Origin of the sequence: Streptacidiphilus albus JL83, assembly GCF_000744705.1 — a bacterium.
Classification (GTDB): Bacteria; Actinomycetota; Actinomycetes; order Streptomycetales; family Streptomycetaceae; genus Streptacidiphilus; species Streptacidiphilus albus.
Genome location: NZ_JQML01000001.1, coordinates 8,341,039 through 8,363,576 on the forward strand (window position 1 = coordinate 8,341,039; position 22,538 = coordinate 8,363,576).

General features: G+C 72.6%; 21 protein-coding genes. 18 read left to right on the top strand and 3 right to left on the bottom strand.

The window, feature by feature from the left end; genetic code table 11:
* Nucleotides 1-2: 2 nt before the first annotated feature.
* Complete coding sequence (locus BS75_RS36355; RefSeq protein ID WP_052070146.1) at nucleotides 3-671, bottom strand: TetR/AcrR family transcriptional regulator; 669 nt, start codon at nucleotides 669-671, stop codon at nucleotides 3-5.
* Between the two features lie 263 nt (nucleotides 672-934).
* On the opposite strand from BS75_RS36355, the gene BS75_RS36360 reads away from it, so the two are divergent.
* The 7 genes from BS75_RS36360 to BS75_RS36390 all read left to right on the top strand — a co-directional run bounded on the left by BS75_RS36360 (nucleotide 935) and on the right by BS75_RS36390 (nucleotide 8,507).
* Nucleotides 935-2,599, top strand: a complete 1,665-nt coding sequence (locus BS75_RS36360; RefSeq protein ID WP_034091262.1) for an amidohydrolase — start codon at nucleotides 935-937, stop codon at nucleotides 2,597-2,599.
* 40 nt (nucleotides 2,600-2,639) lie between these two features.
* On the top strand, nucleotides 2,640-4,292 hold the full coding sequence (locus BS75_RS36365) for an ABC transporter substrate-binding protein (protein ID WP_034091263.1): 1,653 nt from the start codon (nucleotides 2,640-2,642) through the stop codon (nucleotides 4,290-4,292).
* Entirely contained in the window at nucleotides 4,292-5,239 is a 948-nt protein-coding gene (locus BS75_RS36370) for an ABC transporter permease (protein WP_034091264.1), read from the top strand. The genes BS75_RS36365 and BS75_RS36370 overlap by 1 nt, the downstream gene beginning before the upstream one ends.
* Nucleotides 5,236-6,132: an ABC transporter permease gene (locus BS75_RS36375; RefSeq protein WP_063771439.1), complete on the top strand. Its 897-nt coding sequence runs from the start codon at nucleotides 5,236-5,238 to the stop codon at nucleotides 6,130-6,132. Before BS75_RS36370 ends, BS75_RS36375 begins: the two co-directional genes overlap by 4 nt.
* Nucleotides 6,129-7,133: an ABC transporter ATP-binding protein gene (locus tag BS75_RS36380; RefSeq protein ID WP_034091265.1), complete on the top strand. Its 1,005-nt coding sequence runs from the start codon at nucleotides 6,129-6,131 to the stop codon at nucleotides 7,131-7,133. Before BS75_RS36375 ends, BS75_RS36380 begins: the two co-directional genes overlap by 4 nt.
* On the top strand, nucleotides 7,130-7,969 hold the full coding sequence (locus BS75_RS36385; protein ID WP_081982981.1) for an ABC transporter ATP-binding protein: 840 nt from the start codon (nucleotides 7,130-7,132) through the stop codon (nucleotides 7,967-7,969). Before BS75_RS36380 ends, BS75_RS36385 begins: the two co-directional genes overlap by 4 nt.
* A gap of 265 nt (nucleotides 7,970-8,234) precedes the next feature.
* The gene (locus BS75_RS36390) at nucleotides 8,235-8,507 is read left to right on the top strand and encodes a hypothetical protein (protein ID WP_034094493.1); all 273 of its coding nucleotides are present in this window, start codon (nucleotides 8,235-8,237) and stop codon (nucleotides 8,505-8,507) included.
* 87 nt (nucleotides 8,508-8,594) lie between these two features.
* On the opposite strand, the gene BS75_RS36395 is transcribed toward BS75_RS36390, so the two are convergent.
* The gene (locus BS75_RS36395; protein WP_034091266.1) at nucleotides 8,595-9,035 is read right to left on the bottom strand and encodes a nuclear transport factor 2 family protein; all 441 of its coding nucleotides are present in this window, start codon (nucleotides 9,033-9,035) and stop codon (nucleotides 8,595-8,597) included.
* A 205-nt stretch (nucleotides 9,036-9,240) separates the two neighbouring features.
* Here BS75_RS36395 and BS75_RS45200 point away from each other — a divergent pair, with 205 nt between their 5' ends.
* On the top strand, nucleotides 9,241-9,744 hold the full coding sequence (locus tag BS75_RS45200) for a hypothetical protein (protein ID WP_052070148.1): 504 nt from the start codon (nucleotides 9,241-9,243) through the stop codon (nucleotides 9,742-9,744).
* A gap of 102 nt (nucleotides 9,745-9,846) precedes the next feature.
* Nucleotides 9,847-11,253, top strand: coding sequence for a glutamate decarboxylase (locus tag BS75_RS36405; RefSeq protein ID WP_034091267.1), 1,407 nt, complete (start codon nucleotides 9,847-9,849; stop codon nucleotides 11,251-11,253).
* Nucleotides 11,254-11,298: 45 nt separating this feature from the next.
* On the opposite strand, the gene BS75_RS36410 is transcribed toward BS75_RS36405, so the two are convergent.
* Nucleotides 11,299-11,934, bottom strand: a complete 636-nt coding sequence (locus BS75_RS36410; RefSeq protein ID WP_034091268.1) for a TetR/AcrR family transcriptional regulator — start codon at nucleotides 11,932-11,934, stop codon at nucleotides 11,299-11,301.
* A 147-nt stretch (nucleotides 11,935-12,081) separates the two neighbouring features.
* Here BS75_RS36410 and BS75_RS36415 point away from each other — a divergent pair, with 147 nt between their 5' ends.
* From BS75_RS36415 to ispG, 9 genes are all read left to right on the top strand, one after another.
* Nucleotides 12,082-12,993, top strand: a complete 912-nt coding sequence (locus BS75_RS36415; RefSeq protein WP_231608002.1) for an ABC transporter permease — start codon at nucleotides 12,082-12,084, stop codon at nucleotides 12,991-12,993.
* Nucleotides 12,994-13,141: 148 nt separating this feature from the next.
* A complete protein-coding gene (locus BS75_RS36420) occupies nucleotides 13,142-13,939 on the top strand; it encodes an ABC transporter ATP-binding protein (RefSeq protein ID WP_034094496.1) in 798 nt (265 codons plus the stop codon).
* A 261-nt stretch (nucleotides 13,940-14,200) separates the two neighbouring features.
* Nucleotides 14,201-15,085: a squalene synthase HpnC gene (gene hpnC, locus BS75_RS36425; RefSeq protein ID WP_408022605.1), complete on the top strand. Its 885-nt coding sequence runs from the start codon at nucleotides 14,201-14,203 to the stop codon at nucleotides 15,083-15,085.
* 8 nt (nucleotides 15,086-15,093) lie between these two features.
* Nucleotides 15,094-16,005: a presqualene diphosphate synthase HpnD gene (gene hpnD, locus BS75_RS36430; protein ID WP_034091270.1), complete on the top strand. Its 912-nt coding sequence runs from the start codon at nucleotides 15,094-15,096 to the stop codon at nucleotides 16,003-16,005.
* Nucleotides 16,006-16,090: 85 nt separating this feature from the next.
* Nucleotides 16,091-17,449, top strand: a complete 1,359-nt coding sequence (gene hpnE, locus BS75_RS36435) for a hydroxysqualene dehydroxylase HpnE (protein ID WP_042437406.1) — start codon at nucleotides 16,091-16,093, stop codon at nucleotides 17,447-17,449.
* 90 nt (nucleotides 17,450-17,539) lie between these two features.
* Entirely contained in the window at nucleotides 17,540-18,679 is a 1,140-nt protein-coding gene (locus BS75_RS36440; RefSeq protein WP_081982985.1) for a polyprenyl synthetase family protein, read from the top strand.
* A gap of 4 nt (nucleotides 18,680-18,683) precedes the next feature.
* Nucleotides 18,684-20,669, top strand: coding sequence for a squalene--hopene cyclase (gene shc, locus BS75_RS36445; RefSeq protein ID WP_034091271.1), 1,986 nt, complete (start codon nucleotides 18,684-18,686; stop codon nucleotides 20,667-20,669).
* On the top strand, nucleotides 20,666-21,289 hold the full coding sequence (locus tag BS75_RS36450; RefSeq protein ID WP_042437408.1) for a 5'-methylthioadenosine/S-adenosylhomocysteine nucleosidase family protein: 624 nt from the start codon (nucleotides 20,666-20,668) through the stop codon (nucleotides 21,287-21,289). The genes shc and BS75_RS36450 overlap by 4 nt, the downstream gene beginning before the upstream one ends.
* 57 nt (nucleotides 21,290-21,346) lie before the next feature.
* A complete protein-coding gene (gene ispG, locus BS75_RS36455; RefSeq protein ID WP_034091272.1) occupies nucleotides 21,347-22,504 on the top strand; it encodes a flavodoxin-dependent (E)-4-hydroxy-3-methylbut-2-enyl-diphosphate synthase in 1,158 nt (385 codons plus the stop codon).
* Nucleotides 22,505-22,538: the final 34 nt, after the last annotated feature.

Below are 22,538 nucleotides of genomic sequence, written 5' to 3' on the forward strand. Positions count from 1 at the left end.
GGTCAGCCGCCGGACCGGGCCCGCTCGATCTTCAGCCCGACCCCGTCCAGGAAGGTCTCCAGCACCAGCTCGAAGACCTCGTCGTCGTTGCGGAACAGCTCGGTCAGCCGGGCCGAGCCGGCCTGCAGCAGCGGGAACTGCTCGGCCGGCAGCAGTCCGTACTTCACCGCCCAGGCGGCGTCGTCCTTGGCCTGCACCTCCGGCTCCAGGATCAGGAACGCCGCCGTCGACTGGACGAAGGCCAGGGTCAGGTCGAGCAGCATCCGGTAGCACTCGGCGGCCTCGACCGGCGGCAGCCCGGCCCGGTGCAGCACGCCGATGATCTCCTCGACGCTCTCGGTCTCGGCCGGGCTGGCGGTGGTGCGGTTGGCCGCGAGCACCGCCAGCGCGGGCCGGGCCAGATGGACCGCCCGTACCGTGCGGGCGGTGGCGGTGAGCCACTCCCGCCACTGGTCGTGGCTGAGCGCGGCCCGGTCGACCTGCGCCTCGGCCTCCTCGATCAGCATCGCGGTCAGCGCCAGGACCAGGTCGTCCTTGTCGCGGAAGTGCCGGTAGACGGCGGTCGGGTCGGCGCCCAGCTCCTTGCCGAGCCGGCTGAAGGTCAGCACCCCGCCGCCCTCGGGCGAGCACAGACGCATGGCCGCTTCCAGGATCGCCTCGCGGCTGAGCACGACCCTGCGCCTGGCCGTCGGCCTGCCCGTCGTCGAATCCTGCGCCGTCACTGGGTTCCCTCCGCTCCGGGCCGGAGCGCGCCGCGCCGGCCGAGTTGATCAGATCGTAACGGCTGGCTCATGTCAATGCCATTGACAGGGGCGCTGTCATCGAGTGTGATGCTCACTCATCCGGCCGCGCCGCATCCGGTCGGAGGCTCCGGCCCCGGCCGCTGCCCCGCCGCTGCCCGCTTCCGCCGTCTCCTCTCGCCCTCGGAGGGCCCGTGCCCCGCGACCACCACTTCGCCGACCTCGTCTTCACCGGCGGTCCCGTCTTCACCGTCGACCCGGCCCGCTCCTGGGCCACCGCCGTCGCCGTCCGCGACGGGCGGATCGTCGTCGTCGGCGACGACCACGACGTCAGCCACCTGATCGGGTCCGGCACCGAGGTCGTCGACCTGGCCGGCCGACTGCTCGTCCCCGGCTTCCAGGACGCGCACGTCCACCCCGTCCTCGGCGGCGCCACCATGCGCAGCTGCGACCTGCACCACCTGGAGGAGGCCGGGGCCTACGCCGAGGCCGTCGCCGCCTACGCCGCCGCCAACCCCGACCGGGCCTGGATCACCGGCGGCGGCTGGAGCATGGAGGCCTTCCCCGGCGGCACCCCGCACCGCTCCGTGCTGGACGCGGTCGTCCCGGACCGGCCGGTCGCCCTGCCCAACCGCGACGGCCACGGCCTCTGGGCCAACAGCCGGGCGCTGGAGCTGGCCGGGATCACCCGGGACACCCCCGACCCGGCCGACGGCCGGATCGAGCGCGACGCCGACGGCGAGCCCACCGGGATGCTCCAGGAGGGCGCCGCCGAACTGGTCCTCCGTCAGATCCCGGCCACCACCGAGGCGGAGTTCTACCAGGGCCTGCTGGAGGGCCAGCGCTACCTGCACGGCTTCGGGATCACCGGCTGGCAGGACGCCGCCGTCGGCACCGGTTTCGGCCCCGGCGACGTCTACGGCGCCTACCTGGCCGCCGCCGAGGCCGGCACCCTCACCGCCCGGGTCCGCGCCGCCCAGTGGTGGGACCGCGAGGGCGGGCTGGAGCAGCTGCCGCTCTTCGCCGCCCGCCGTGCCGAGGCCGCCCACGCCGCCGGGGGCCAGGGCCGGTTCCGGGCCGGCAGCGTCAAGATGATGCTGGACGGCGTCGCCGAGAACCACACCGCCGCCATGCTGGAGCCCTACCTCGACGGCTGCGGCTGCTCCACCGGCGCCTCCGGTCTCGACTTCATCGACCCGGAGAAGCTCGGCGGCTACGTCAGCGAGCTGGACGCCGAGGGCTTCCAGGTCCACTTCCACGCCCTGGGGGACCGTGCGGTCCGCACCGCGCTGGACGCGATCGAGGAGGCCCTGCGCCGCAACGGCCAGCGCGGGAACCGGCACCACCTGGCGCACCTCCAGGTGGTGCACCCCGAGGACGTGCCGCGCTTCCGCGCGCTCGGCGCGACCGCCAACATCCAGCCGCTCTGGGCCTGCCACGAACCGCAGATGGACGAGCTCACCATCCCGTTCCTGGGCGAGCGCCGGGCCGCCTGGCAGTACCCCTTCGGCTCGCTGGCCCGCTCCGGCGCGATGCTCGCGGCCGGCAGCGACTGGTCGGTGAGCACCCCCGACGTGATGCTCGGCATCCATGTCGCCGTCAACCGCTTCGGCGAGGAGGACCCCCGGGTGCTCGGTCCCGCGGAGCGGATCGACCTCGGCACCGCGATCGCCGCCTACACCGCCGGTACCGCCCGGGTGAACCACCTCGACGCCGACACCGGCTCGGTCCAGACCGGCAAGTACGCCGACCTGGTCGTGCTCGACCGCGACCCGTTCGCCGAACCGGCCGAGGCCATCGGTGCGACCCGGGTGCTGCGCACCTACGTCGAGGGCGCGCTGGTCCACGCCGCGCAGTAGCCCACCGTCCAGCCCCCCACACCAGACGAGAGGCATTCCCGTGCACAGACGCACTCTCCGTACCGCGCTCCCGCTCGCGGCCCTGGCCCTGCTCACCAGCGCCTGCAGCAGCTCCGGCAGCCCCCTCGCCAAGAGCGGCTCCAAGAGCAACTTCAGCACCGCGCAGGCCACCACCGCGCCCGGCCAGGGGCCGCTGTCCGCCCTCACCTGGTACGGCGACTACCGCGCCCCCTACTCCGAGGACCCGCTGAAGACCGCCGACTACCCCGAGGAGACCATCCTCGGCAACGTCTGCCCGCCGCTGCTGACCACCAACGCCGACTACAGCCTCAGCCCCGGCATCGCCTCCTCGTGGAACCAGCCGGACGCCGAGCACCTGGTGTTCGACCTGAACCCGAAGGCGACCTTCAGCGACGGCCACCCGGTCACCCCGGCCGACGTGGTCTACAGCCTGCTGCGCAACCAGGACCCCAACGAGGCCAGCAACTACTCCGACTCCTACACCGACGTCACCTCGGTCAAGGCCACCGGCGCCGAGCAGGTCACGGTCACCTTCAGCAAGCCCGACTACCTGTTCGTCCGCAACATGGGCATCCTCGCCGGGTCGATCGTGGAGAAGGCGTTCGCGGTGAAGGAGGGCGCGAACTTCGGCAACGCCAACGTGGGCGTGGTCTGCGCCGGTCCCTACACCGTCGCGTCGTTCGACGGCACCAACACCATGGTGCTGAAGCGCAACCCGGACTACTGGGACCCGGCGCACGCGGCCAAGGCCGCGACGGTCACCTTCACCTTCATGTCCGACCCCTCGGCGATAGCCAACGCGCTGTCCTCCGGCAGCCTGGACGGTGCGTTCGACCTGCCCCCCTCCACCATCAGCCAGCTGAACAAGGCCACCGACGGCAAGCTGTACGTCGGCGCGGCCGGCTCCACCACCCAGAACATCGACCTGATCGTCTCCCAGCTCACCGGCACCCTCGGTGATGTGCGGGTCCGTCAGGCGCTGTCGATGGCGATCGACCGCACCGGGATCGCGCAGACCCTGTTCAACGGCGCGGCCGACCCGCTCTACGCCGTCGCCGGACCCGGGTTCTGGCAGAGCAGCCCCGCCAAGTCCGTGTACCAGGCGGCCTACCAGAAGCTGGAGCAGAGCGCCGACATCGCCGGCGCCACCAAGCTCGTCCAGCAGGCCGGGGCCACCGGTAAGTCGGTCAGCATCGGGTACGCCGCCAGCAGCCCCACCGACGCCCAGCTCGCCGAGGTGCTGCAGCAGACCGGGGACGCCATCGGCCTCAAGGTGAAGATCATCGGACTGCCGGACCAGCAGTACGGCGACCTCTTCATCGACCCCAAGGCCCGCGCGGCCTACGACTCCTTCATCACCATCAACTACCTGGAGTACCCCGAGGCCGCGGACATGTACACCAGCTACGCCACCAAGGCCGGGGCGCAGAACTTCAACGGCTGGAGCGACCCCGCGGTCGAGGCCGACCTGCTCAAGGCCCAGGGGGCGGCGGACCCGGTGCAGCGGGCCGAGGCCGTCGTCGCCGCGCAGGCCGTCATCGCCAAGGCCCTGCCCTGGATCCCGATCGTCGCCCCGCGCGCCCTGCTGTTCCAGAACAAGGCCGTCACCGGCGCTCCGCTCACCTTCTCCTACATGGACAACGCCTGGGCCGCCGCGATGGGAGCCCCCTGATGGGGCGGCTGGTGCTGCACCGCCTCGGCGGGCTGGTCACCACGCTGCTGCTGTCCAGCGTGGTGATCTTCGGCAGCCTCTACCTCGCCCCCGGCAGCCCCGAGGACGTGCTCTTCGGGAGCCGGCAGCCCACGGCGGCGGCCCGCGCCGCCGTGGCCCACCGGCTGCACCTCGACCAGCCGCTGCCGGTCCGCTACTGGGACTGGCTCACCGGCGTCCTCCACGGCGACCTGGGGACCTCCATGGTCACCGGCCAGTCCGTGGCCGACCGGGTCGGCGGCCACCTCGGCACCAGTCTGCTGCTGGTCACCCTGACCATGGTGATCGTCGTCGTGCTCGGGATCGGCATGGGCGCGGTCGCGGCCATGCGCCCCGGCGCCGTGGACGCCGCCGCCAACGCCGCCACCTCGGTGTCGGTCACCGTGCCCTCCTTCGTCGCCGCCTCGCTGCTGATCTCGGTGTTCGCGGTGCACCTCGGCTGGTTCCCGGAGTCCGGCATCGGCAGCGGGTTCGGCGGGGAACTGCACGGGCTGGTCCTGCCCGCGATCGCCATGGCGATCATGAGCATCGGCTTCCTCGCCCGGATCTCCCGCAACGCCCTGCGCGAGGAACTCCAGAAGGAGCACGTGCAGACCGCGCTGGTGCGCGGCCTGCCCCGGTGGGCGGTGCTCCGCGACCACGTGTTCCGCAACGCCCTGCCCCCGATCATCACCGCCGTCGCGCTGCTGACCTCCGGCACCTTCGCCTCCACCCTGATCGTGGAGACCGCCTTCGCCGTCCCCGGCATCGGGCAGCTCACCATCTCGTCCGTGGGCCAGAAGGACTTCCCGGTGGTGCAGGCCGTCTCACTGCTGCTGGTCGCGGCATTCGTGATCTGCAATGCCGTCAGCGACCTGATCCAGGCGCTGATCGACCCGCGGCTGCGCACCACCAGGAGGACCGCATGAACCCCATCCCGAGGCTGCGCCGGGTCCGCGCCGCGCTCGGCCCCTCCGGCACCGTCGCCGCGGTCTTCATGATCGTGGTGCTGGTGACGGCGGTCGCCGCCCCGCTGCTCGCGCCCTACGGCCCCAACACCGCCTCCCTGCTCGACTCCTTCGCCCAGCCCTCCGCCTCGCACCTGCTCGGGGCCGACGGCATCGGCCGCGACATCCTGTCCCGGCTGATGTTCGGCGCCCGCACCAGCCTGCTTGGACCGGCCTTCATCGTCTGCATCGCGCTGCTCATCGGCATCCCGCTGGCGCTGGCCGCCTGCTGGTACGGCGGCATCGTGGACAGCGTCATCGCCCGGGTCTTCGACATCGTCTACGCGATGCCGGGCCTGCTGCTCGCGGTCCTCGCGGTGTCCCTGTTCGGCCCGGGGCTGATGCCGGCCGTGGCCGCGCTGTCCATCGCCTACATCCCCTTCCTGGCCCGGATCGTCCTCGCCGCGGCCCGGCAGCAGCGGGTCAGCCCGTACGTCGACGCCCTGTCGGTGCAGGGCTTCGGTGCGATCCGGATCACCACCCGGCACATCCTGCGCAACATCGTGCCGGTGGTCGTCGGACAGGCCGCGATCGCCTTCGGCTACGCCCTGCTGGACCTGGCCTCGCTGTCCTACCTGGGGCTCGCGGTCCAGGCGCCGACCGCCGACTGGGGCGTCATGGTCAGCGACGAGACCGCGCTGCAGCAGGGCTACTGGCTGCCGATCCTCGCCCCCGGCGTCCTCATCGTGCTGTGCGTGCTCTCCCTCACCGTCATCGGTGCGCGGATCAGCGGCGAGCGCCCGCAGCCCTACCTGCTGCGGCGCAGCCGGAAGCGCACCGTCGCGAGCCCCGCACTCACTGGAGCCGCCGTATGACCGCCACCCCGCTGCTGGAACTCAGCGGCGTCACCGTGCACCTGGCGGACCGCAGTGCCGCCGGGGCCGGGGCCCGCAGGCCGGTCCTGGACGGGATCGACCTGACCCTCGCCCCCGGCGAGGCCCTCGGCCTGGTCGGCGAGTCCGGCTCCGGCAAGTCCATGACCGTCCGTGCCGTCACCCGGCTGCTGCCGGGCGGCGCCGAGGTCGAGGGCAGCATCCGCTTCGACGGCCAGGACATCGCCGCCATGGACGCCGGCGCGCTGCGCGGCTACCGCGACAACGGCGTCGGCATGATCTTCCAGGACCCCCGGGCCCACATCAACCCGACCCGGCGCATCGGCGCGTTCCTGGTCGAGGCGCTGGTCAGGAACCGGGGCATGGGCCGCCGCGAGGCCGAGGCCCGGGCCGTCCGGGTGCTCACCGAGGTGGGCATCGACGACCCGGCGCGGCGGCTGCGGCAGTACCCCCACGAGCTGTCCGGCGGGATGCTGCAACGCGTCATGATCGCCTCGGTGCTGCTCGCCGAGCCCCGGCTGGTGCTCGCCGACGAACCCACCACGGCCCTGGACGTCACCATCCAGGCCGAGGTCGTCGGCATCCTCGACCGGCTGCGCCGGGAGCGCGGCCTGGGCATGGTCTTCATCACCCACGACCTGGACCTGGCCCTCGCGGTCTGCGGCCGGGTCGCGGTGATGTACGCCGGGCGGATCGTCGAACTCCGCGAGGCCGACGAACTGCACCAGCGCGCGGCCCACCCCTACACCCTGGGCCTGCTCGGCTCGCGCCCCTCGATCGACGAGCGGTCCGAACGCCTCCAGGCGATTCCGGGGCGTCCGGTCTCGGCCTTCGAGGCCGGTCCGGGCTGCGCCTTCGCCGACCGCTGCGGCCACGTCCAGCCGGTCTGCCGCGAGGTCCGCCCCGAACTGGAGCCCTTCCGGGGCGGACTGGTGCGCTGTCACCGGGTCGCCGAGATCACCCTCCAGGAGGCGACGGCATGAGCGCAGCGGACAACGGACCCGCCGCGGCGGCGGTCGCCGTCTCCGGCCTCACCAAGGTCTTTCGGGTCCCTGGCGGATCGAGTCCCGGCGGCCAGGGCAGCCGCAGGCACACCGCCGTGGCCGACGTGGCCTTCAGCGTCCCGGCCGGCGGCTCGCTGGGCATCGTGGGGGAGTCGGGGTCCGGGAAGACCACCATCGCCCGGATGCTGGTCGGACTCGAACGCCCGAGCGGCGGCAGCATCGCGGTCCTCGGCCGGGACCGCTCCGCCCCGGCCCGGAGCGCGGCCGAGCGCAACCGCAGGGCCCGCGAGCTGCAGATCGTCTTCCAGGACCCGTACACCTCGCTCGACCCGAGCCAGAGCGTCCGGGCGGCGGTCGAGGAGGTGCTCCGGCACCACACCCGGCTGACGGCGGAGCAGCGGGCCGCCCGGCTGGCCGAGCTGGTGGACCAGGTCGGCCTGACCGATCGCCAGGCCGGGGCGCTGCCCCGGGACCTCTCCGGCGGCCAGCGGCAACGGGTGGCCATCGCACGGGCGTTGGCGGCCCAGCCGCAGGTGCTGCTGCTGGACGAGGCGGTGTCGGCGCTCGACGTCTCGATCCAGGCGCAGATCCTCAACCTGCTCGCCGACATCCGCGCCGCCACCGGCATCGCCTACCTGCTGATCTCGCACGACCTGGCGGTGGTCCGACAGCTCTGCGACACGGTGCTGGTGCTGCGGCGCGGGCAGGTGGTCGAACAGGGCGACTGCGCCCGGGTGCTGGACGCCCCGGCCGAGGAGTACACCAGGGCGCTGCGCGCGGCCGTGCCGGTCCCCGGCTGGCGTCCGGGCGTGTGAGCGGGCGGCCGAGGGCGCTCGCCCGGCGGCGGACCGGCGCTCCGTGCGCCCCCGGGGCGTCCGTGCGCCCCGGGATCGGCCCGATTCCCGGGGCCCGCCCGGTTTCCCGGCGCCCGCGCGGGTGCAGGACCGTACTGTGGGGACCTGCTGGGACGACGGTCGATCCGTGGGAGTACGGTGAGCTGGTGGACGGACAGTTGCACACCGACCTCTCATGGCCGATAGTCTTCGCTCCACGGCCCTGGTGCCTTCCAAGGGGTGGGATATGAATCAGATGCAGCATGTGCGCAGCAGGCCGCGGGTTCCCGCGGTCCAGTGCGGCACGGGAGCGGCGAGCCGACGGCTCGACCGTCACCTCGCCGTGCTCGGCGCACCTGCGCTCCCGCAGGTGGATGTGGCAGACGCGGTCGGCCTCATAAGGGAGTTGACGCCCCGTGGGCTCAACTCGACGGAGGCGCGCCCCAATCGCGGGGCGCGTATGGTGCTGCTCGCGCCGCTCAAGCGTCTCACCCGCTCGCTGTTCGGCGGCCGCAGGTAGGTCGCCGGGAACCCGGCCGTGACCAGGAGGTCCCGGCCGGGTCTGGCATGCCCGCAGTCGGCTCGGGCGCGGTCAGCTCGGCTGCGGTCAGCCCAGGGCGATCTGGTAGGCCCGGTCCTCGGCGCGCTCGCTCAGCCGCCAGCCCTCCGGGGTGCGGACCACGGTGTCGCGGTACCAGAGGCCGCAGACCAGCACCCCCGGCTCCTTGCCCGCTTCTGCCGGCAGCGCCATCGGGTTGTGGCACATGGTCCGCACCGTGGCCCGGTCGCCGCCCTCCCGCTCCAGTTCGATCGCGCAGTTGGCGACCAGGTGCTGGGTGGCGGTGAACAGCGGCAGTACCGACGACAGGAAGGCGACCACCTCGTCCACCGTGCCGACCGGCCCGCCGAAGGCGGTGTAGTCGACGGTGGCGTCCTCGGTGAAGACCGCCCGGAACAGCGGCCAGTCGCGGGTGTCCACGGCATGGGCGTAACGGACCATCAGGTCCTGGATCTCCAGCCGGTCCGAGATCTCCTGCAAGCTCAGCATCGGCCCAGTGTGGGCAGGCCGGCCCGAGAAGAGAAGGCCCGTGCACCGCACGCTCCCCGGACCGGCACGCCCCCGGACCGGCACGTCCCCGGATCGGCGTAGCAGCGCGCGCGGCCGCCGCCGTCGCTGCCTACCGTCGGAAGTGCTTCTGCCCGGGGCGCGGACCTGCGCCTGACGGGCACTCCGCCACGAGAGGGCAGATCCGATGGCCACGTCCCGCCGTTCCACCGCCGTCCTGGCCGCCGCTCTCGGTGCGCTGCTGCTGACCGGCACCGCCGCCTGCTCCTCCGGGTCGAGCGCCGCCAAGGCGGTCGGCTCCGCCGCCGCCAAGGCCGCCGGGGCGGCGTCCTCGCTGGGCGCCTCGGCGGTGGCCGCCGCCTCGGGCAAGGCCGTGGCGGCTGCCGGTGCGGCCGGTTCGGCGGTGTCCGCCGCGGCCTCCTCGGCGAAGGCCGCGGTGACCAGCAATGTCACGGTCGGTCAGTTCTGCGCGTCCAAGGGCAGCAGCGGTAGGACCGGCAAGGGCGAGACGGTCACCTGCGCCGCCGACTCCAGCGGGCGGAACCGCTGGACGGCGGTCACCGCCTCCACCGCCACCGGCACGAACGGCGCCTTCTGCTCCTCGGTCGGTTCGACCGCGACCGGGTCCAACAACGTGAGCCTGGTCTGCACCCGGGACTCCGACGGCCGCAGCCGCTGGACCACCAAGTAGCCCTCGGCGCGGGGAACGGTCCGTCGGATTGCCCGGAGTCGGGCGCGGGCAGGAGAGCGACGACATCCGGACGACGCACCATCCGAGAAGGGCCACCCCAGCATGGCGTTGCACAGCGGAAACCAGAACGCGCACGGCGGACGCCGGCTCTCGGTGAACCCCTTCCTGGGGGCGGCCAACCCCGTCCCCGGGATGGAGATCGCCCCGCCCCGGCACCGGCTCCCGCAGGGGCCGATGGCGCCGGACACCGCCTACCAGTTCATCCACGACGAGCTGATGCTCGACGGCAACGCCCGGCTCAACCTGGCGACCTTCGTCACCACCTGGATGGAGCCGCAGGCGGCGGCGCTGATGTCGGAGTGCCTCGACAAGAACATGATCGACAAGGACGAGTACCCGCAGACCGCCGAGCTGGAGAACCGCTGCGTGGCGATGCTGGCCGACCTCTGGCACGCCCCCGTGCCCGAGCAGGCCATCGGCTGCTCCACCACCGGCTCCAGCGAGGCGTGCATGCTGGCCGCGCTCGCCCTCAAGCGCCGCTGGATGCGCCGCAACGCCGACCGCTACGCCGCCGGGGCCCGGCCCAACCTGGTCATGGGCGTCAACGTCCAGGTCTGCTGGGACAAGTTCTGCAACTTCTGGGAGGTCGAGGCGCGCACCGTCCCGATGGAGGGTGACCGCTACCACCTGGACGCCGCCTCCGCCGCCGCCCACTGCGACGAGGACACCATCGGCGTGGTCGCCATCCTCGGCTCCACCTTCGACGGCTCCTACGAGCCGGTCGAGGAGATCTGCGCGGCCCTGGACGAGCTCCAGCGCAGCACCGGCCTGGACATCCCGGTGCATGTCGACGGCGCCTCCGGCGCCATGGTCGCGCCCTTCCTGGACGAGGACCTGGTCTGGGACTTCCGGCTGCCCCGGGTCGCCTCGATCAACACCTCGGGGCACAAGTTCGGCCTGGTCTACCCGGGCGTCGGCTGGGCGCTCTGGCGCGACCGCGAGGCGCTGCCGGAGGAGCTGGTGTTCCGGGTGAACTACCTCGGCGGCGACATGCCCACCTTCGCGCTGAACTTCTCCCGCCCCGGCGCCGAGGTGGTCGCGCAGTACTACACCTTCCTGCGGCTCGGCCGGGAGGGCTACCGCGCCGTCCAGCAGGCCAGCCGGGACGTCGCCACCGGGCTGGCGGCCAGGATCGAGGAGCTGGGCCCGTTCCGGCTGCTGAGCCGGGGCGACGAGCTGCCGGTCTTCGCGTTCACCACCAAGGACGAGGTGACCGCCTTCAACGTGTTCGACGTCTCACGCCGGCTCCGGGAGCGCGGCTGGCTGGTTCCCGCCTATACGTTCCCTGAGAATCGCACGGACCTGGCCGCGGCCCGGATCGTCTGCCGCAACGGCTTCTCGGACGACCTCGCCGACCTGCTGGTCGCCGACCTGACCAGGCTGATCCCGGAGCTGGAGGGCCAGTCGGGCCCGCTGCACCCGTCTGCGTGCACCCCGTTCCACCACTGAGCGTTCCACCACTGAGCGTTCCACCACTGACCGGAACCGCCGCGCTCAGCGCCGCCCGGCGGTGAGCGCGGCGCCGATGGCGAGTGCCAGCCGGTCCAGGTAGTCGCGGGTGATCGGGGTCCTGGCCACCAGCAGCCGCCAGTAGAGCGGCCCCGCGATCAGGTCGAGCGCCAGGTCGGGGTCGGTGTCGGCGGGCAGCTCGCCGCGCGCGACGGCCTTGCGGACCAGGGCGGCGCTGCTGTCCCGCTGCGCCTCGCGCAGGGCCACCGCCAGGGTCTCGGCGATCTCCGGGTTGCGCGCGGCCTCCGCCAGCAGGTCGGGCACGATCTGCGCGGCCATGGGGTGCCGCAGCACCCGGGCGACGACGTGCACGAACATCTGCAGGTCGTTCTGGAGCGAACCGGTGTCCGGCAGCACCAGCCCCAGCGAGGCGACCTCCGAGACCACCTCGATGACCATGGGAAGCTTGGAGCGCCAGCGCCGGTAGACGGCGGTCTTGCCGACGCCCGCCCGGCGGGCGACGGCCTCGATGGAGAGTCGCCCGTAGCCGACGGCGGCCAGCTCCTGGAAGACGGCGAGGCGGATGGCCTCGGTCACATCGTCGCGCAGGACGGCGGCGCCGGCGGGCGCGCGCTTGGTCTCGGTGGACCCCTTGGCTGCCGTTGTCCGCTCCGTTCGCATGGGATCCCCTGTCAGCATCTCAGCAGTATAGCGTCAGGACGAAACGGTTGCGTTGCGTCGTCGGACCCCTTAACGTCTCCTCACGACGAGACGATAGCGTTCCGTTGTGTCAGTCGGGGGCGGAGGCTTGGGAGTAGCGTGTCCACGGTGTACGAGCAACGGGTGACCGGCATCGCCGGGGCAAACCCGGATGCGGGTTTGAGTCCCGCCGAGTTGGCGGCGAAGTACGGCCTGTCCGTGAGCGGGCAGCGGCCGTCGCTGCCCAGCTACACGCGACAGTTGTGGTCGCGGCGGCACTTCATCGTGTCCTTTGCGACCGCGCGGCTGGTGGCCATGTACACCGCCGCGAAGCTGGGCCAGATCTGGCAGGTGATGACGCCGCTGCTGAACGCGGCCGTCTACTACCTGATCTTCGGCCTGCTGCTGGGCACCAACCGGGGCATCCCCAACTTCATCGCGTACCTGTGCACTGGTGTCTTCGTCTTCCAGTTCACCCAGTCCGCGGTGCTGGCCGGAACCCGGTCGATCACCGACAGCCTGGGGCTGATCCGGGCGCTGCACTTCCCCCGCGCCTGCCTGCCGATCGCCTTCACGGTGATCCAGCTCCAGCAGCTGCTGTTCTCCATGGGCGTCCTCGGTGTGATCATCCTGGCCACCGGCGAGCCGCTCACCCTGCGCTGGCTGCTGGTCGTCCCGGTGCTGCTGCTGCAGTCGGTCTTCAACGCCGGCCTGGCCCTGTTCATGGCCCGGATCGGTTCGAAGACCACGGACATGGCGCAGCTGATGCCCTTCGTGATCCGCACCTGGATGTACCTGTCGGGCGTCTTCTGGGCGGTCACCACGTTCACCGCCAAGGCCCCGCACTGGGTCGCGACGATCCTGAACATGAACCCGGCGCTGATCTTCAACGACCTCATGCGCTACGCGATGATGACCTCGGTCCCGGCCAGCAGCCTGCCGCACCACGTCTGGCTGATCATCGCGGGCTGGGCCGTGCTCTTCGGCCTCGGCGGGTATGTGTTCTTCTGGCGTGCAGAGGAGGAGTACGGCCGTGGCTGAGACTTCGACGAGTGAGACGGGCGGGCAGGTCGTCGTGCCCGAGGCGGCCCTCGCGGTGGCCGCCAAGTCCGGTGCGGAGCGGGTGGCGGCCGTCCTGGCCGGCGCCCCGCTGACCGACGCCGAGCGGATCGCCGGCGAGCGGGCGGAGCTGGAGCGGGCGGCCCGGCCGAGCGCGACCGGCGAACGGGTGCCGACGGTGATCGTGGACGACATCCACATCATCTACAAGATCTACGGGGCCGGGGCCGGCAAGGGCTCGGCGACCTCCGCGCTGTCGCGGATCGTCAGCCGGCGGACCTCGCCGGCGCTGACCGAGGTGCACGCGGTCAAGGGGATCAGCTTCACCGCGTACAAGGGCGAGGCGATCGGGCTGATCGGCTCCAACGGCTCGGGCAAGTCGACCACGCTGTCGGCCGTGGCCGGACTGCTGCCGGTGGCCTCGGGCGCGATCTACACCGACGGCCAGCCCTCGCTGCTGGGCGTGAACGCGGCCATGATGAACGACCTCACCGGCGAGCGGAACGTGGTGCTGGGCTGCCTGGCCATGGGCATGTCCAAGACCGAGGTCCGCGAGCGGTACCAGGGCATCGTGGACTTCTCCGGCATCAACGAGCGGGACGACTTCATCTCGCTGCCGATGCGCACCTACTCCTCCGGCATGGCGGCGCGACTGCGGTTCTCCATCGCCGCGGCCAAGACCCACGACGTGCTGCTCATCGACGAGGCGCTGGCCACCGGTGACACGGCCTTCCAGAAGCGCAGCGAGGACCGGATCCGCGAGCTCCGCAAGGAGGCCGGCACGGTCTTCCTGGTCTCGCACAACAACCAGTCGATCCGCGACACCTGCGACCGGACCATCTGGCTGGAGCAGGGCCTGATCCGCGCCGACGGTCCGACCGAGGACGTGGTCCGGGAATATGAGGCCTATATGAAGGGCCGAAAGTAGCAGCGAACGGCCGACCGGCCGCCGGTGGGGCCGGGAAGGCCCACCGGCGGCCACCCCCCTGCGTGGCGTTGTCACACTGAAGTCCTAAGCTAAGCGCAAGATCCGCGCCGTTGTTCGGCGCGGCCCGGGCGTGTCCGCTGTGGGCAGGTCGTCAAGATCGGTGTAGAACGGGGGGGTGGCGGTCATGACAGTTCGTCGGTGCGCAGGAGCGGGCTCCTGCGCCGCACTGCTCTGTACCCTGACGGGTCGGCAGCGGTGAGCCTGGAGCAGAGCACCGTGCTGGACAAGGCAGGTGCGGAGAACTTCCCGGTCGCCCCCTTCTTCATGCCCGGCGCCATGCGCGAGGGGCTGATGGCGGTCTACGGCTTCGCCCGGCTGGTGGACGACGCCGGCGACGGCGACCTGGCCGACCCGGAGGCCACCGCCCGGCTGCTGGGTTGCGAGCCCGCGCGGTCGGCGCTGCTGGACGGCATCGAACAGGACCTCGACCGGGCCTTCGAGACGGCGCTGGGCACCGCGGGCGCCGAACCGCCCCGGCATCCGCTGCTGGCCTCGCTGTGCCCGGTGATCCGGCGGCACACGCTCACCCCCGAGCCGTTCCGGGCGCTGATCCAGGCCAACCGGGTGGACCAGGTCACCAGCCGCTACGCCGGCTTCGACGAGCTGATGGGCTACTGCGAGCTCTCCGCCAACCCGGTCGGGCGGCTGGTGCTCCAGCTGGCCGGCCTGGCCACGCCGGAGCGGATCCGGCAGTCGGACGCGATCTGCAGCGCCCTCCAGGTGATCGAACACCTCCAGGACACGGCCGAGGACCGCGCGGCCGGCCGGATCTACCTTCCGGCCGAGGACATGGCCCGGTTCGGGGTCGCCGAGACGGACCTCGACGCGGCCACCGCGGGCCCCGCGCTGCGCGCCCTGATCGGGTTCGAGGCGCAGCGGGCCAAGGGGCTGCTGGAGGAGGGCGCGCCGCTGGTCGGCAGCGTCCGGGGCAGGCTTCGGCTGCTGCTGGCCGGTTTCGTGGCCGGCGGCGCCGCCGCGCTGCGGGCCGTGGCGGACGCCGACAACGATGTGCTGGCCGGGACGCCGAAGCCCCGGAAGAGCCGGCTCCTGCGGGAGGCGGCAGTGACGCTGGTGAGAGGAAGGTGAGTCGGCGAATGGAGGGGCTTTCCGGGGTTTCCCCGCAGGTCATCGCGGCGTACACGTACTGCGAGGCGGTCACCGGCACCCAGGCGCGGAACTTCTCCTACGGGATCAGGCTGCTGCCCGCGTCCAAGCGCCGGGCGATGTCCGCGGTCTACGCGCTGGCCCGGCGGATCGACGACATCGGCGACGGCGACTGGTCGCTCGAACGCAAGGCCGAGCACCTGGGCCGGACCAGGGCGCTGCTGGACGAGATCCGCGAGGGCTCGGTCGAGGCCGACGACACCGACCCGGTGAAGGTCGCGCTGGCCCATGCCGCCGTCCTCTTCCCGATCCCGCTGGACGCCTTCGACGAACTGATCGACGGCGTGGAGATGGACGTCCGGGGGACCGAGTACGAGACGTTCGAACAGCTGCGGGTCTACTGCCGCTGCGTCGCGGGCACCATCGGCCGGATCTCGCTGGGCGTCTTCGGCTGCACCGACCCCAAGCGGGGCGCGGAGTACGCGGACACCCTCGGCCTCGGGCTGCAGCTCACCAACATCCTCCGCGACGTCCGCGAGGACGCCGGCAACGGCCGGATCTACCTGCCCGCCGAGGACCTGGCCCGGTTCGGCTGCGAGGCGGCCTTCTCCACGCTCGGGACGAGCCGCGACCCGGCGCAGGCCGCCGGCGCGGACTTCCGCGGCCTGGTGCTGTTCGAGGCCAGGCGGGCGCAGGGCTACTTCGACGAGGGGCTGCGGCTGCTGCCGATGCTCGACCGGCGCAGCCGGGCCTGCGTCGCCGCCATGTCCGGCATCTACCACCGGCTGCTGGAACGGATCGTGGCGGAGCCCGAGGCGGTGCTCCGTGGCCGGATGTCGCTGCCCGCGTGGGAGAAGGCCTATGTCGCCCTGTCCGGACTGGCCGGAGGGCGTGCTTCTTGAACGCAGGGCTGATCCCGCCCTTCCCGTTTGTCGCGGAGGGTAGCTGGGGAACCACAGGGAGCAGTAACGGTTCGGGGAGGGAAGGATGAGCGCGGGATCAAGGGCGGTCGTGGTCGGCGGGGGGCTGGCCGGGATCACGGCTGCGCTGCGACTGGCCGACGCGGGCGTCGAGGTGACCCTGGTCGAGGCCCGGCCCCGGCTGGGCGGTCTCGCCTCCTCGTTCCGACGCGGCGAGCTGTGGGTCGACAACGGCCAGCACGTCTTCCTGCGCTGCTGCACCGCCTACCGCGGGCTGCTGCAGCGCCTCGGCGTCACCGACCAGGTGGAGATCCAGCCCCGGCTGGACGTCCCGGTCCGCGACGTCGCCACCGGCCGGCTCGGCACCCTGCGGCGCGATCCGCTGCCGGTGCCGCTGCACCTCGGCCGCAGCCTGGCCACCTACCCGCACCTGAACACCCGGGAGCGACTGGCCACCGGGCGGGCCGCGCTCGCCCTGCGCGGCCTTGACCTGGACGACCCGGCGCTGGACCGGGAGTCCTTCGGCGACTGGCTGCGCCGGTACGGGCAGTCGGCGCGGGCGGTCGAGGCGCTCTGGGACCTGGTCGGCGTGGCGACCCTGAACGCCACCGCCGACGAGTCCTCGCTGGCGCTGGCGGCGATGGTCTTCAAGACCGGGCTGCTCTCCGATCCGGGGGCCTCGGACATCGGCTTCGCCCGGGTACCCCTGGGCGCGCTGCACGACGAGGCGGCGCGCGCCGCGCTTGAACGCGCGGGCGTGCGGGTGCTGCTGCGGGCGCGGGTGCGCGGGATCAAGCCCGCCGGTTCCGGCCGCCACAGCGTGCTGCTGGAGGGCGAGCGGCTGGAGGGCGGCGGCGAGCAGCTGGACCAGGTCGACCACCTGGTGCTGGCGGTCGCCCAGGACGCGGCCCACGACCTGCTGCCGGCCGGCAGCCTGGCCGAGCCCGAACGGCTGCTGGAGCTGGCGTACGCCCCGATCCTCAACGTCCATGTGATCTACGACCGGCCGGTGCTGGACCGGCCGTTCCTGGCCGCCCTCGGCTCGCCGGTGCAGTGGGTCTTCGACCGCACCCGGCACTCGGGGCTGCGCGGATCCGGCCAGTACCTCGCGCTGTCGCAGTCGGCGGCGCAGGCCGAGATCGACCTCCCGGTGGCCGAGCTGAGACGGCGTTACCTGCCGGAGCTGGAACGGCTGCTGCCCGCCGCGCGCACGGCGGAGGTCACCGACTTCTTCGTCACCCGCGAGCGGACGGCCACCTTCGCCCCGGCGCCCGGCACCGCCGGGCTGCGGCCGCCGGCCCGGACCCGCACGCCCGGCGTGTACCTGGCCGGCGCGTGGACCGCCACCGGCTGGCCCGCGACCATGGAGAGCGCCGTCCGCAGCGGCACCGCCGCAGCCGCCGCGGCCCTGGCGGCCACCCCATGACGTCGCGGCGCAGGCGTACCTGACGCGGGACGTCACGGCGCGGACGAGTTGACACGGATGTGTGCGAAAGCTACGGCAGGCAGGTGGGACATGACAGCGACAGCAGCAGCCCGGCAGACGAGCAGCCAGCAGACGAACGGAGAGGGAACGAGCGTGGTTTCGCGCCCCGAGGAGGACCTGACGGTGGACCAGGTGGATGTGCTGTCCCTGCTCGAACGAGGGAGAACCCTCTGCACCCCGGTGCTGAAGGAGGCGGTGGCCCGCCTCGCGCCGCCGATGGACCGGGTGTCGGCCTACCACTTCGGCTGGACGGACGCCGAGGGGCGGCCGACCGAGGGCGACGGCGGCAAGGCCGTCCGCCCGGCGCTGGCGCTGCTCTCCGCCCGTGCTGCCGGGGCGCCGGCCGAGACCGGCATCCCCGGCGGGGTCGCGGTCGAGCTGGTGCACAACTTCTCGCTGCTGCACGACGACCTGATGGACGGCGACGAGCAGCGGCGGCACCGGGCCACGGTCTGGACGGTCTTCGGCCCGGCGCAGGCGATCCTGGTCGGCGACGCGATGTTCGCCCTGGCCACCGAGGTGCTGCTGGAGGCGGCCGACCTCGGCCTGGCCGGCGCGGTCGACGCCGGGCGCGCCGTCCAGCGACTCACCCTCGCCACCCGTAAGCTGATCGACGGTCAGGCGCAGGATCTCTCCTTCGAGCAGCGTGACCGGGTCACCGTCGAGGAGTGCCTGGAGATGGAGGGGAACAAGACCGGAGCACTGCTCGCCGCGTCCGCCTCCGTCGGCGCGGTGCTGGCCGGCATCGACAACGCCTCGGCCGACGCCCTGGAGCGCTACGGCTACCACCTGGGCCTCGCCTTCCAGGCGGTCGACGACCTGCTCGGCATCTGGGGCGCGACCGAGGTCACCGGGAAGCCCAACTTCGGTGACCTGCGCCAGCGCAAGAAGTCCCTCCCGGTCGCCGCGGCGCTGGCCGCCGACGGCCCCGCCTCCCGGCGGCTGGCCGAACTGCTGGCCGATCCGGAGGGCCGGGGCCACGAGGACGAGGAACAACTCGCCGTTCGCGCGGCTTTGATCGAAGAGGCGGGCGGACGAGCCTGGACCGCAGACGAGGCACGGCGGCAGCACAAGACGGCGCTCGCGGCGCTGGACGAGGTGCCGATGCCGGCCGGGGTCCGGGAGGAGTTCGCCGCGCTCGCTGAATTCGTCGTGGTCAGAGAGAGGTGACGCAATGACAGCAACCGCGGACGGCAGGCTCGAACCACAGTACGATCCTGAGCCCGCCGCGGATGGCAGTGACAACGAGGTCGAAGCGGAGGTCCTCGCTCCGTCGGAGGACACCGCCGACCTCGCCGCTGCGGTACTGCAACGTGCCGTCGACCACCTGCTGGGGCTGCAGGACGAGTCGGGGTGGTGGAAGGGGGACCTGGAGACCAACGTCACCATGGACGCCGAGGACCTGCTGCTGCGTCAGTTCCTCGGTATCCGGACCGAGGAGCAGACCCGCGCCACCGGGGACTGGATCCGCTCGCAGCAGCAGCCGGACGGCACCTGGGCCACCTTCTACGGCGGCCCGCCGGAGCTGTCCACCACGGTGGAGGCGTACGTCGCGCTGAAGCTGGTGGGGGACGACCCGGAGGCCCCGCACATGCGGCGGGCCTCCGCCTACATCCGGGAGCACGGCGGCATCGCCGCCTCGCGGGTGTTCACCCGGATCTGGCTGGCGCTGTTCGGCTGGTGGTCCTGGGAGAAGCTGCCGGAGCTGCCACCGGAGATCATCTTCCTGCCCCGGCACGTGCCGCTGAACATCTACTCCTTCGGCTGCTGGGCCCGGCAGACGATCGTGCCGCTGACCGTGGTCTCGGCCCACCGGCCGGTCCGCGAGGCCCCGTTCGACCTGTCCGAGCTGCACGTCGACCCGGACGCCCCGTACCCACCCCGCTCCTTCGCCGCCCCCTACACCTGGGACGGCATCTTCGAGCGCCTGGACCGGGTACTGCACCTCTACCACCGGCTGCCGCTGAAGCCGGGCCGGAAACAGGCCCTCCAGCAGGCCGCCCGCTGGATCATCGACCGGCAGGAGGCCGACGGCTGCTGGGGCGGCATCCAGCCCCCCGCCGTCTACTCGCTCATCGCCCTGCACCTGCTTGGCTACGAGCTGGACCACCCGGTGATGAAGGCCGGCCTCGACGCCTTCGACCGCTTCACCGTCCACACCGAGGAGGGCCACCGCTGGATCGAGGCCTGCCAGTCCCCGGTCTGGGACACCTGTCTGGCCGCCATCGCCCTGAGCGACGCCGGACTCCCGGCCGACCACCCGGCGCTGCTCCGGGCCGCCGACTGGATGCTCGGCGAGGAGATCGCGATCCGCGGCGACTGGGGCGTCCAGCGCCCGGGACTCGCCCCCGGCGGCTGGGCCTTCGAGTTCGAGAACGACACCTACCCCGACATCGACGACACCGCCGAGGTGGTGCTCGCCCTGCGGCGGATCGCCCACCCCGAACCCGCACGGCTGAACGCCGCCGTCGAACGCGGCATCGAGTGGACGCTCGGCATGCAGTCCAAGAAGGGCGCCTGGGCCGCCTTCGACGCCGACAACACCAGCACCCTGCCCAATAAGCTCCCCTTCTGCGACTTCGGCGAGGTCATCGACCCGCCGTCGGCCGACGTCACCGCCCATGTGGTGGAGATGCTGGCCGGATCCGGCCTCACCGCCGACCCCAGGGTGCGGCGCGGCATCGACTGGCTGCTGCGCGAGCAGGAGGAGGACGGCTCCTGGTTCGGCCGCTGGGGCACCAACTACATCTACGGGGTGGGCTCGGTGCTGCCGGCCCTGGCCGCGGCCGGCATCCCTTCCGGCCACCAGTCGGTGCGGCGCGCCGTGCGCTGGCTGGAGCAGCACCAGAACGCCGACGGCGGCTGGGGCGAGGACATGCGCTCCTACACCGACCGGAGCTGGGCCGGGCGCGGCACCTCCACCGCCTCGCAGACCGCCTGGGCGCTGATGGCGCTGCTCGCGGCCGGCGAGTCCGGGGGGGCGGTCGACCGCGGCGTGCGCTGGCTGGCCGCCACCCAGCTCCCCGAAGGCACCTGGGACGAGCCGGAGTTCACCGGCACGGGCTTCCCCTGGGACTTCTCCATCAACTACAACCTGTACCGGCTGGTCTTCCCGGTCACCGCCCTCGGCCGCTACCTGGCCGCGCGGTCGGCGACATGAGCACCCCCGGGACGGGCCCGCTGCTCCTGGCCTGCGCCCTGCCGGCCGAGCGGTGGGCCCTGTCCCGGGGACTGCCCCGCACCCCGTCGGCCGGGGGAGGGGCGGACGCCCGGGTGCTGTGCACCGGCATGGGCCCGGAGCGCTCCGGACGCTCCGTCAGCAGGGCCTGGGCGCAGGGGGCGTGCGCCCCCGGCGCGCTGCTGTTCACGGGCTTCGGGGCCGCCGCCGGACCGGGAATAAGCCCCGGCGACGTCGTGGTTGCGACGGAGGTGCGCGATGCGGAGGGCGAACCAACCGCGCTGCCGCCCGGCGGCGCGCTGATCGACGCCCTCGTCCGGCTCGGCCTGACCGTGCACACCGGGCCGCTGCACACCTCCGCACGCGTCGTCACCGGCGCGCAGCGCGCCGCCCTCCACAGGGACGGCGTCCTCTGCGTCGACATGGAGACCGCCTCCGCGCTGCGGAGCCTGCCGCCAGGAACCCCGGCCGCCGCGGTCCGGGTCGTCGTCGACACACCCGAACGCGAGCTGCTCCGCCCGAGCACCCTGGTCCACGGCCTCCGGGCCTGGCGGGTGCTGCGCGCCGCCGCTCCGGTGCTCGCGGCCTGGAAGCCGCAGTAGTGCAGTAACGATCGATCACGCTCGCAGCCCCACCTCAGAAAGGACCGGTGCCCGACCATGACCGCGATCTCGCTGGGAATGCCGTCCGCTCCGCTCAAGCCGCTCGCCGTGCGGCGGAGGAGCCGTCAGATCATGGTCGGCAGTGTGCCGGTCGGCGGCGACGCACCGATCTCGGTGCAGTCGATGACCACGACGGTGACCTCGGACGTCAACGCGACGCTGCAGCAGATCGCGGAGCTGACCGCGTCCGGCTGCCAGATCGTGCGGGTGGCCTGCCCCTCGCAGGACGACGCGGACGCGCTGGCCACCATCGCCCGCAAGTCGCAGATCCCGGTGATCGCGGACATCCACTTCCAGCCCAAGTACGTCTTCGCGGCCATCGACGCGGGCTGCGCCGCGGTGCGGGTCAACCCCGGCAACATCCGGCAGTTCGACGACAAGGTCAAGGAGATCGCGAAGGCGGCCTCGGCGGCCGGGGTGCCGATCCGGATCGGCGTCAACGCCGGCTCGCTGGACGCCCGGCTGCTGGCCAAGTACGGCAAGGCCACCCCCGAGGCGCTGGTGGAGTCCGCGCTGTGGGAGTGCTCGCTGTTCGAGGAGCACGGCTTCCAGGACATCAAGATCTCCGTCAAGCACAACGACCCGGTCGTCATGATCGCCGCCTACCGGCTGCTGGCCGCCTCCTGCGACTACCCGCTGCACCTGGGCGTGACCGAGGCCGGCCCCTCCTTCCAGGGCACCATCAAGTCCGCCGTGGCCTTCGGCGCGCTGCTCTCCGAGGGCATCGGCGACACCATCCGGGTCTCGCTCTCGGCCCCGCCGGCCGAGGAGGTCAAGGTCGGGAACCAGATCCTGGAGTCGCTGAACCTGCGCCGGCGCGGCCTGGAGATCGTCTCCTGCCCCTCCTGCGGGCGCGCCCAGGTCGACGTCTACAAGCTGGCCGAGGAGGTCACCGCCGGCCTGGAGGGCATGGAGGTGCCGCTGCGGGTGGCGGTCATGGGCTGCGTGGTGAACGGCCCCGGCGAGGCCCGCGAGGCCGACCTGGGCGTGGCCTCGGGCAACGGCAAGGGCCAGATCTTCGTCAAGGGCGAGGTCATCAAGACCGTGCCCGAGTCGAAGATCGTTGAGACGCTGATCGAGGAGGCGTTGAAGCTGGCAGAGACGATGCAGGCGACGGGGGCCGAGCCCGGCGCCCCGACCGTCGCCGTCGGCTGATCCGCCGTCGCCCGCCGCGCCGCCGCCCGCCCGC

Excerpts from the sequence above, each read along its gene's own strand:
- BS75_RS36370 (WP_034091264.1), top strand. The coding sequence starts at position 4,292 with ATGGGGCGGCTGGTGCTGCACCGCCTCGGCGGGCTGGTCACCACGCTG.
- BS75_RS36375 (WP_063771439.1), top strand. The coding sequence starts at position 5,236 with ATGAACCCCATCCCGAGGCTGCGCCGGGTCCGCGCCGCGCTCGGCCCC.
- BS75_RS36380 (WP_034091265.1), top strand. The coding sequence starts at position 6,129 with ATGACCGCCACCCCGCTGCTGGAACTCAGCGGCGTCACCGTGCACCTG.
- BS75_RS36385 (WP_081982981.1), top strand. The coding sequence starts at position 7,130 with ATGAGCGCAGCGGACAACGGACCCGCCGCGGCGGCGGTCGCCGTCTCC.
- BS75_RS36390 (WP_034094493.1), top strand. The coding sequence starts at position 8,235 with ATGAATCAGATGCAGCATGTGCGCAGCAGGCCGCGGGTTCCCGCGGTC.
- BS75_RS36395 (WP_034091266.1), bottom strand. The coding sequence starts at position 9,035 with ATGCTGAGCTTGCAGGAGATCTCGGACCGGCTGGAGATCCAGGACCTG.
- BS75_RS45200 (WP_052070148.1), top strand. The coding sequence starts at position 9,241 with ATGGCCACGTCCCGCCGTTCCACCGCCGTCCTGGCCGCCGCTCTCGGT.
- BS75_RS36405 (WP_034091267.1), top strand. The coding sequence starts at position 9,847 with ATGGCGTTGCACAGCGGAAACCAGAACGCGCACGGCGGACGCCGGCTC.
- BS75_RS36410 (WP_034091268.1), bottom strand. The coding sequence starts at position 11,934 with ATGCGAACGGAGCGGACAACGGCAGCCAAGGGGTCCACCGAGACCAAG.
- hpnD (WP_034091270.1), top strand. The coding sequence starts at position 15,094 with ATGGAGGGGCTTTCCGGGGTTTCCCCGCAGGTCATCGCGGCGTACACG.
- hpnE (WP_042437406.1), top strand. The coding sequence starts at position 16,091 with ATGAGCGCGGGATCAAGGGCGGTCGTGGTCGGCGGGGGGCTGGCCGGG.
- BS75_RS36440 (WP_081982985.1), top strand. The coding sequence starts at position 17,540 with ATGACAGCGACAGCAGCAGCCCGGCAGACGAGCAGCCAGCAGACGAAC.
- shc (WP_034091271.1), top strand. The coding sequence starts at position 18,684 with ATGACAGCAACCGCGGACGGCAGGCTCGAACCACAGTACGATCCTGAG.
- BS75_RS36450 (WP_042437408.1), top strand. The coding sequence starts at position 20,666 with ATGAGCACCCCCGGGACGGGCCCGCTGCTCCTGGCCTGCGCCCTGCCG.
- ispG (WP_034091272.1), top strand. The coding sequence starts at position 21,347 with ATGACCGCGATCTCGCTGGGAATGCCGTCCGCTCCGCTCAAGCCGCTC.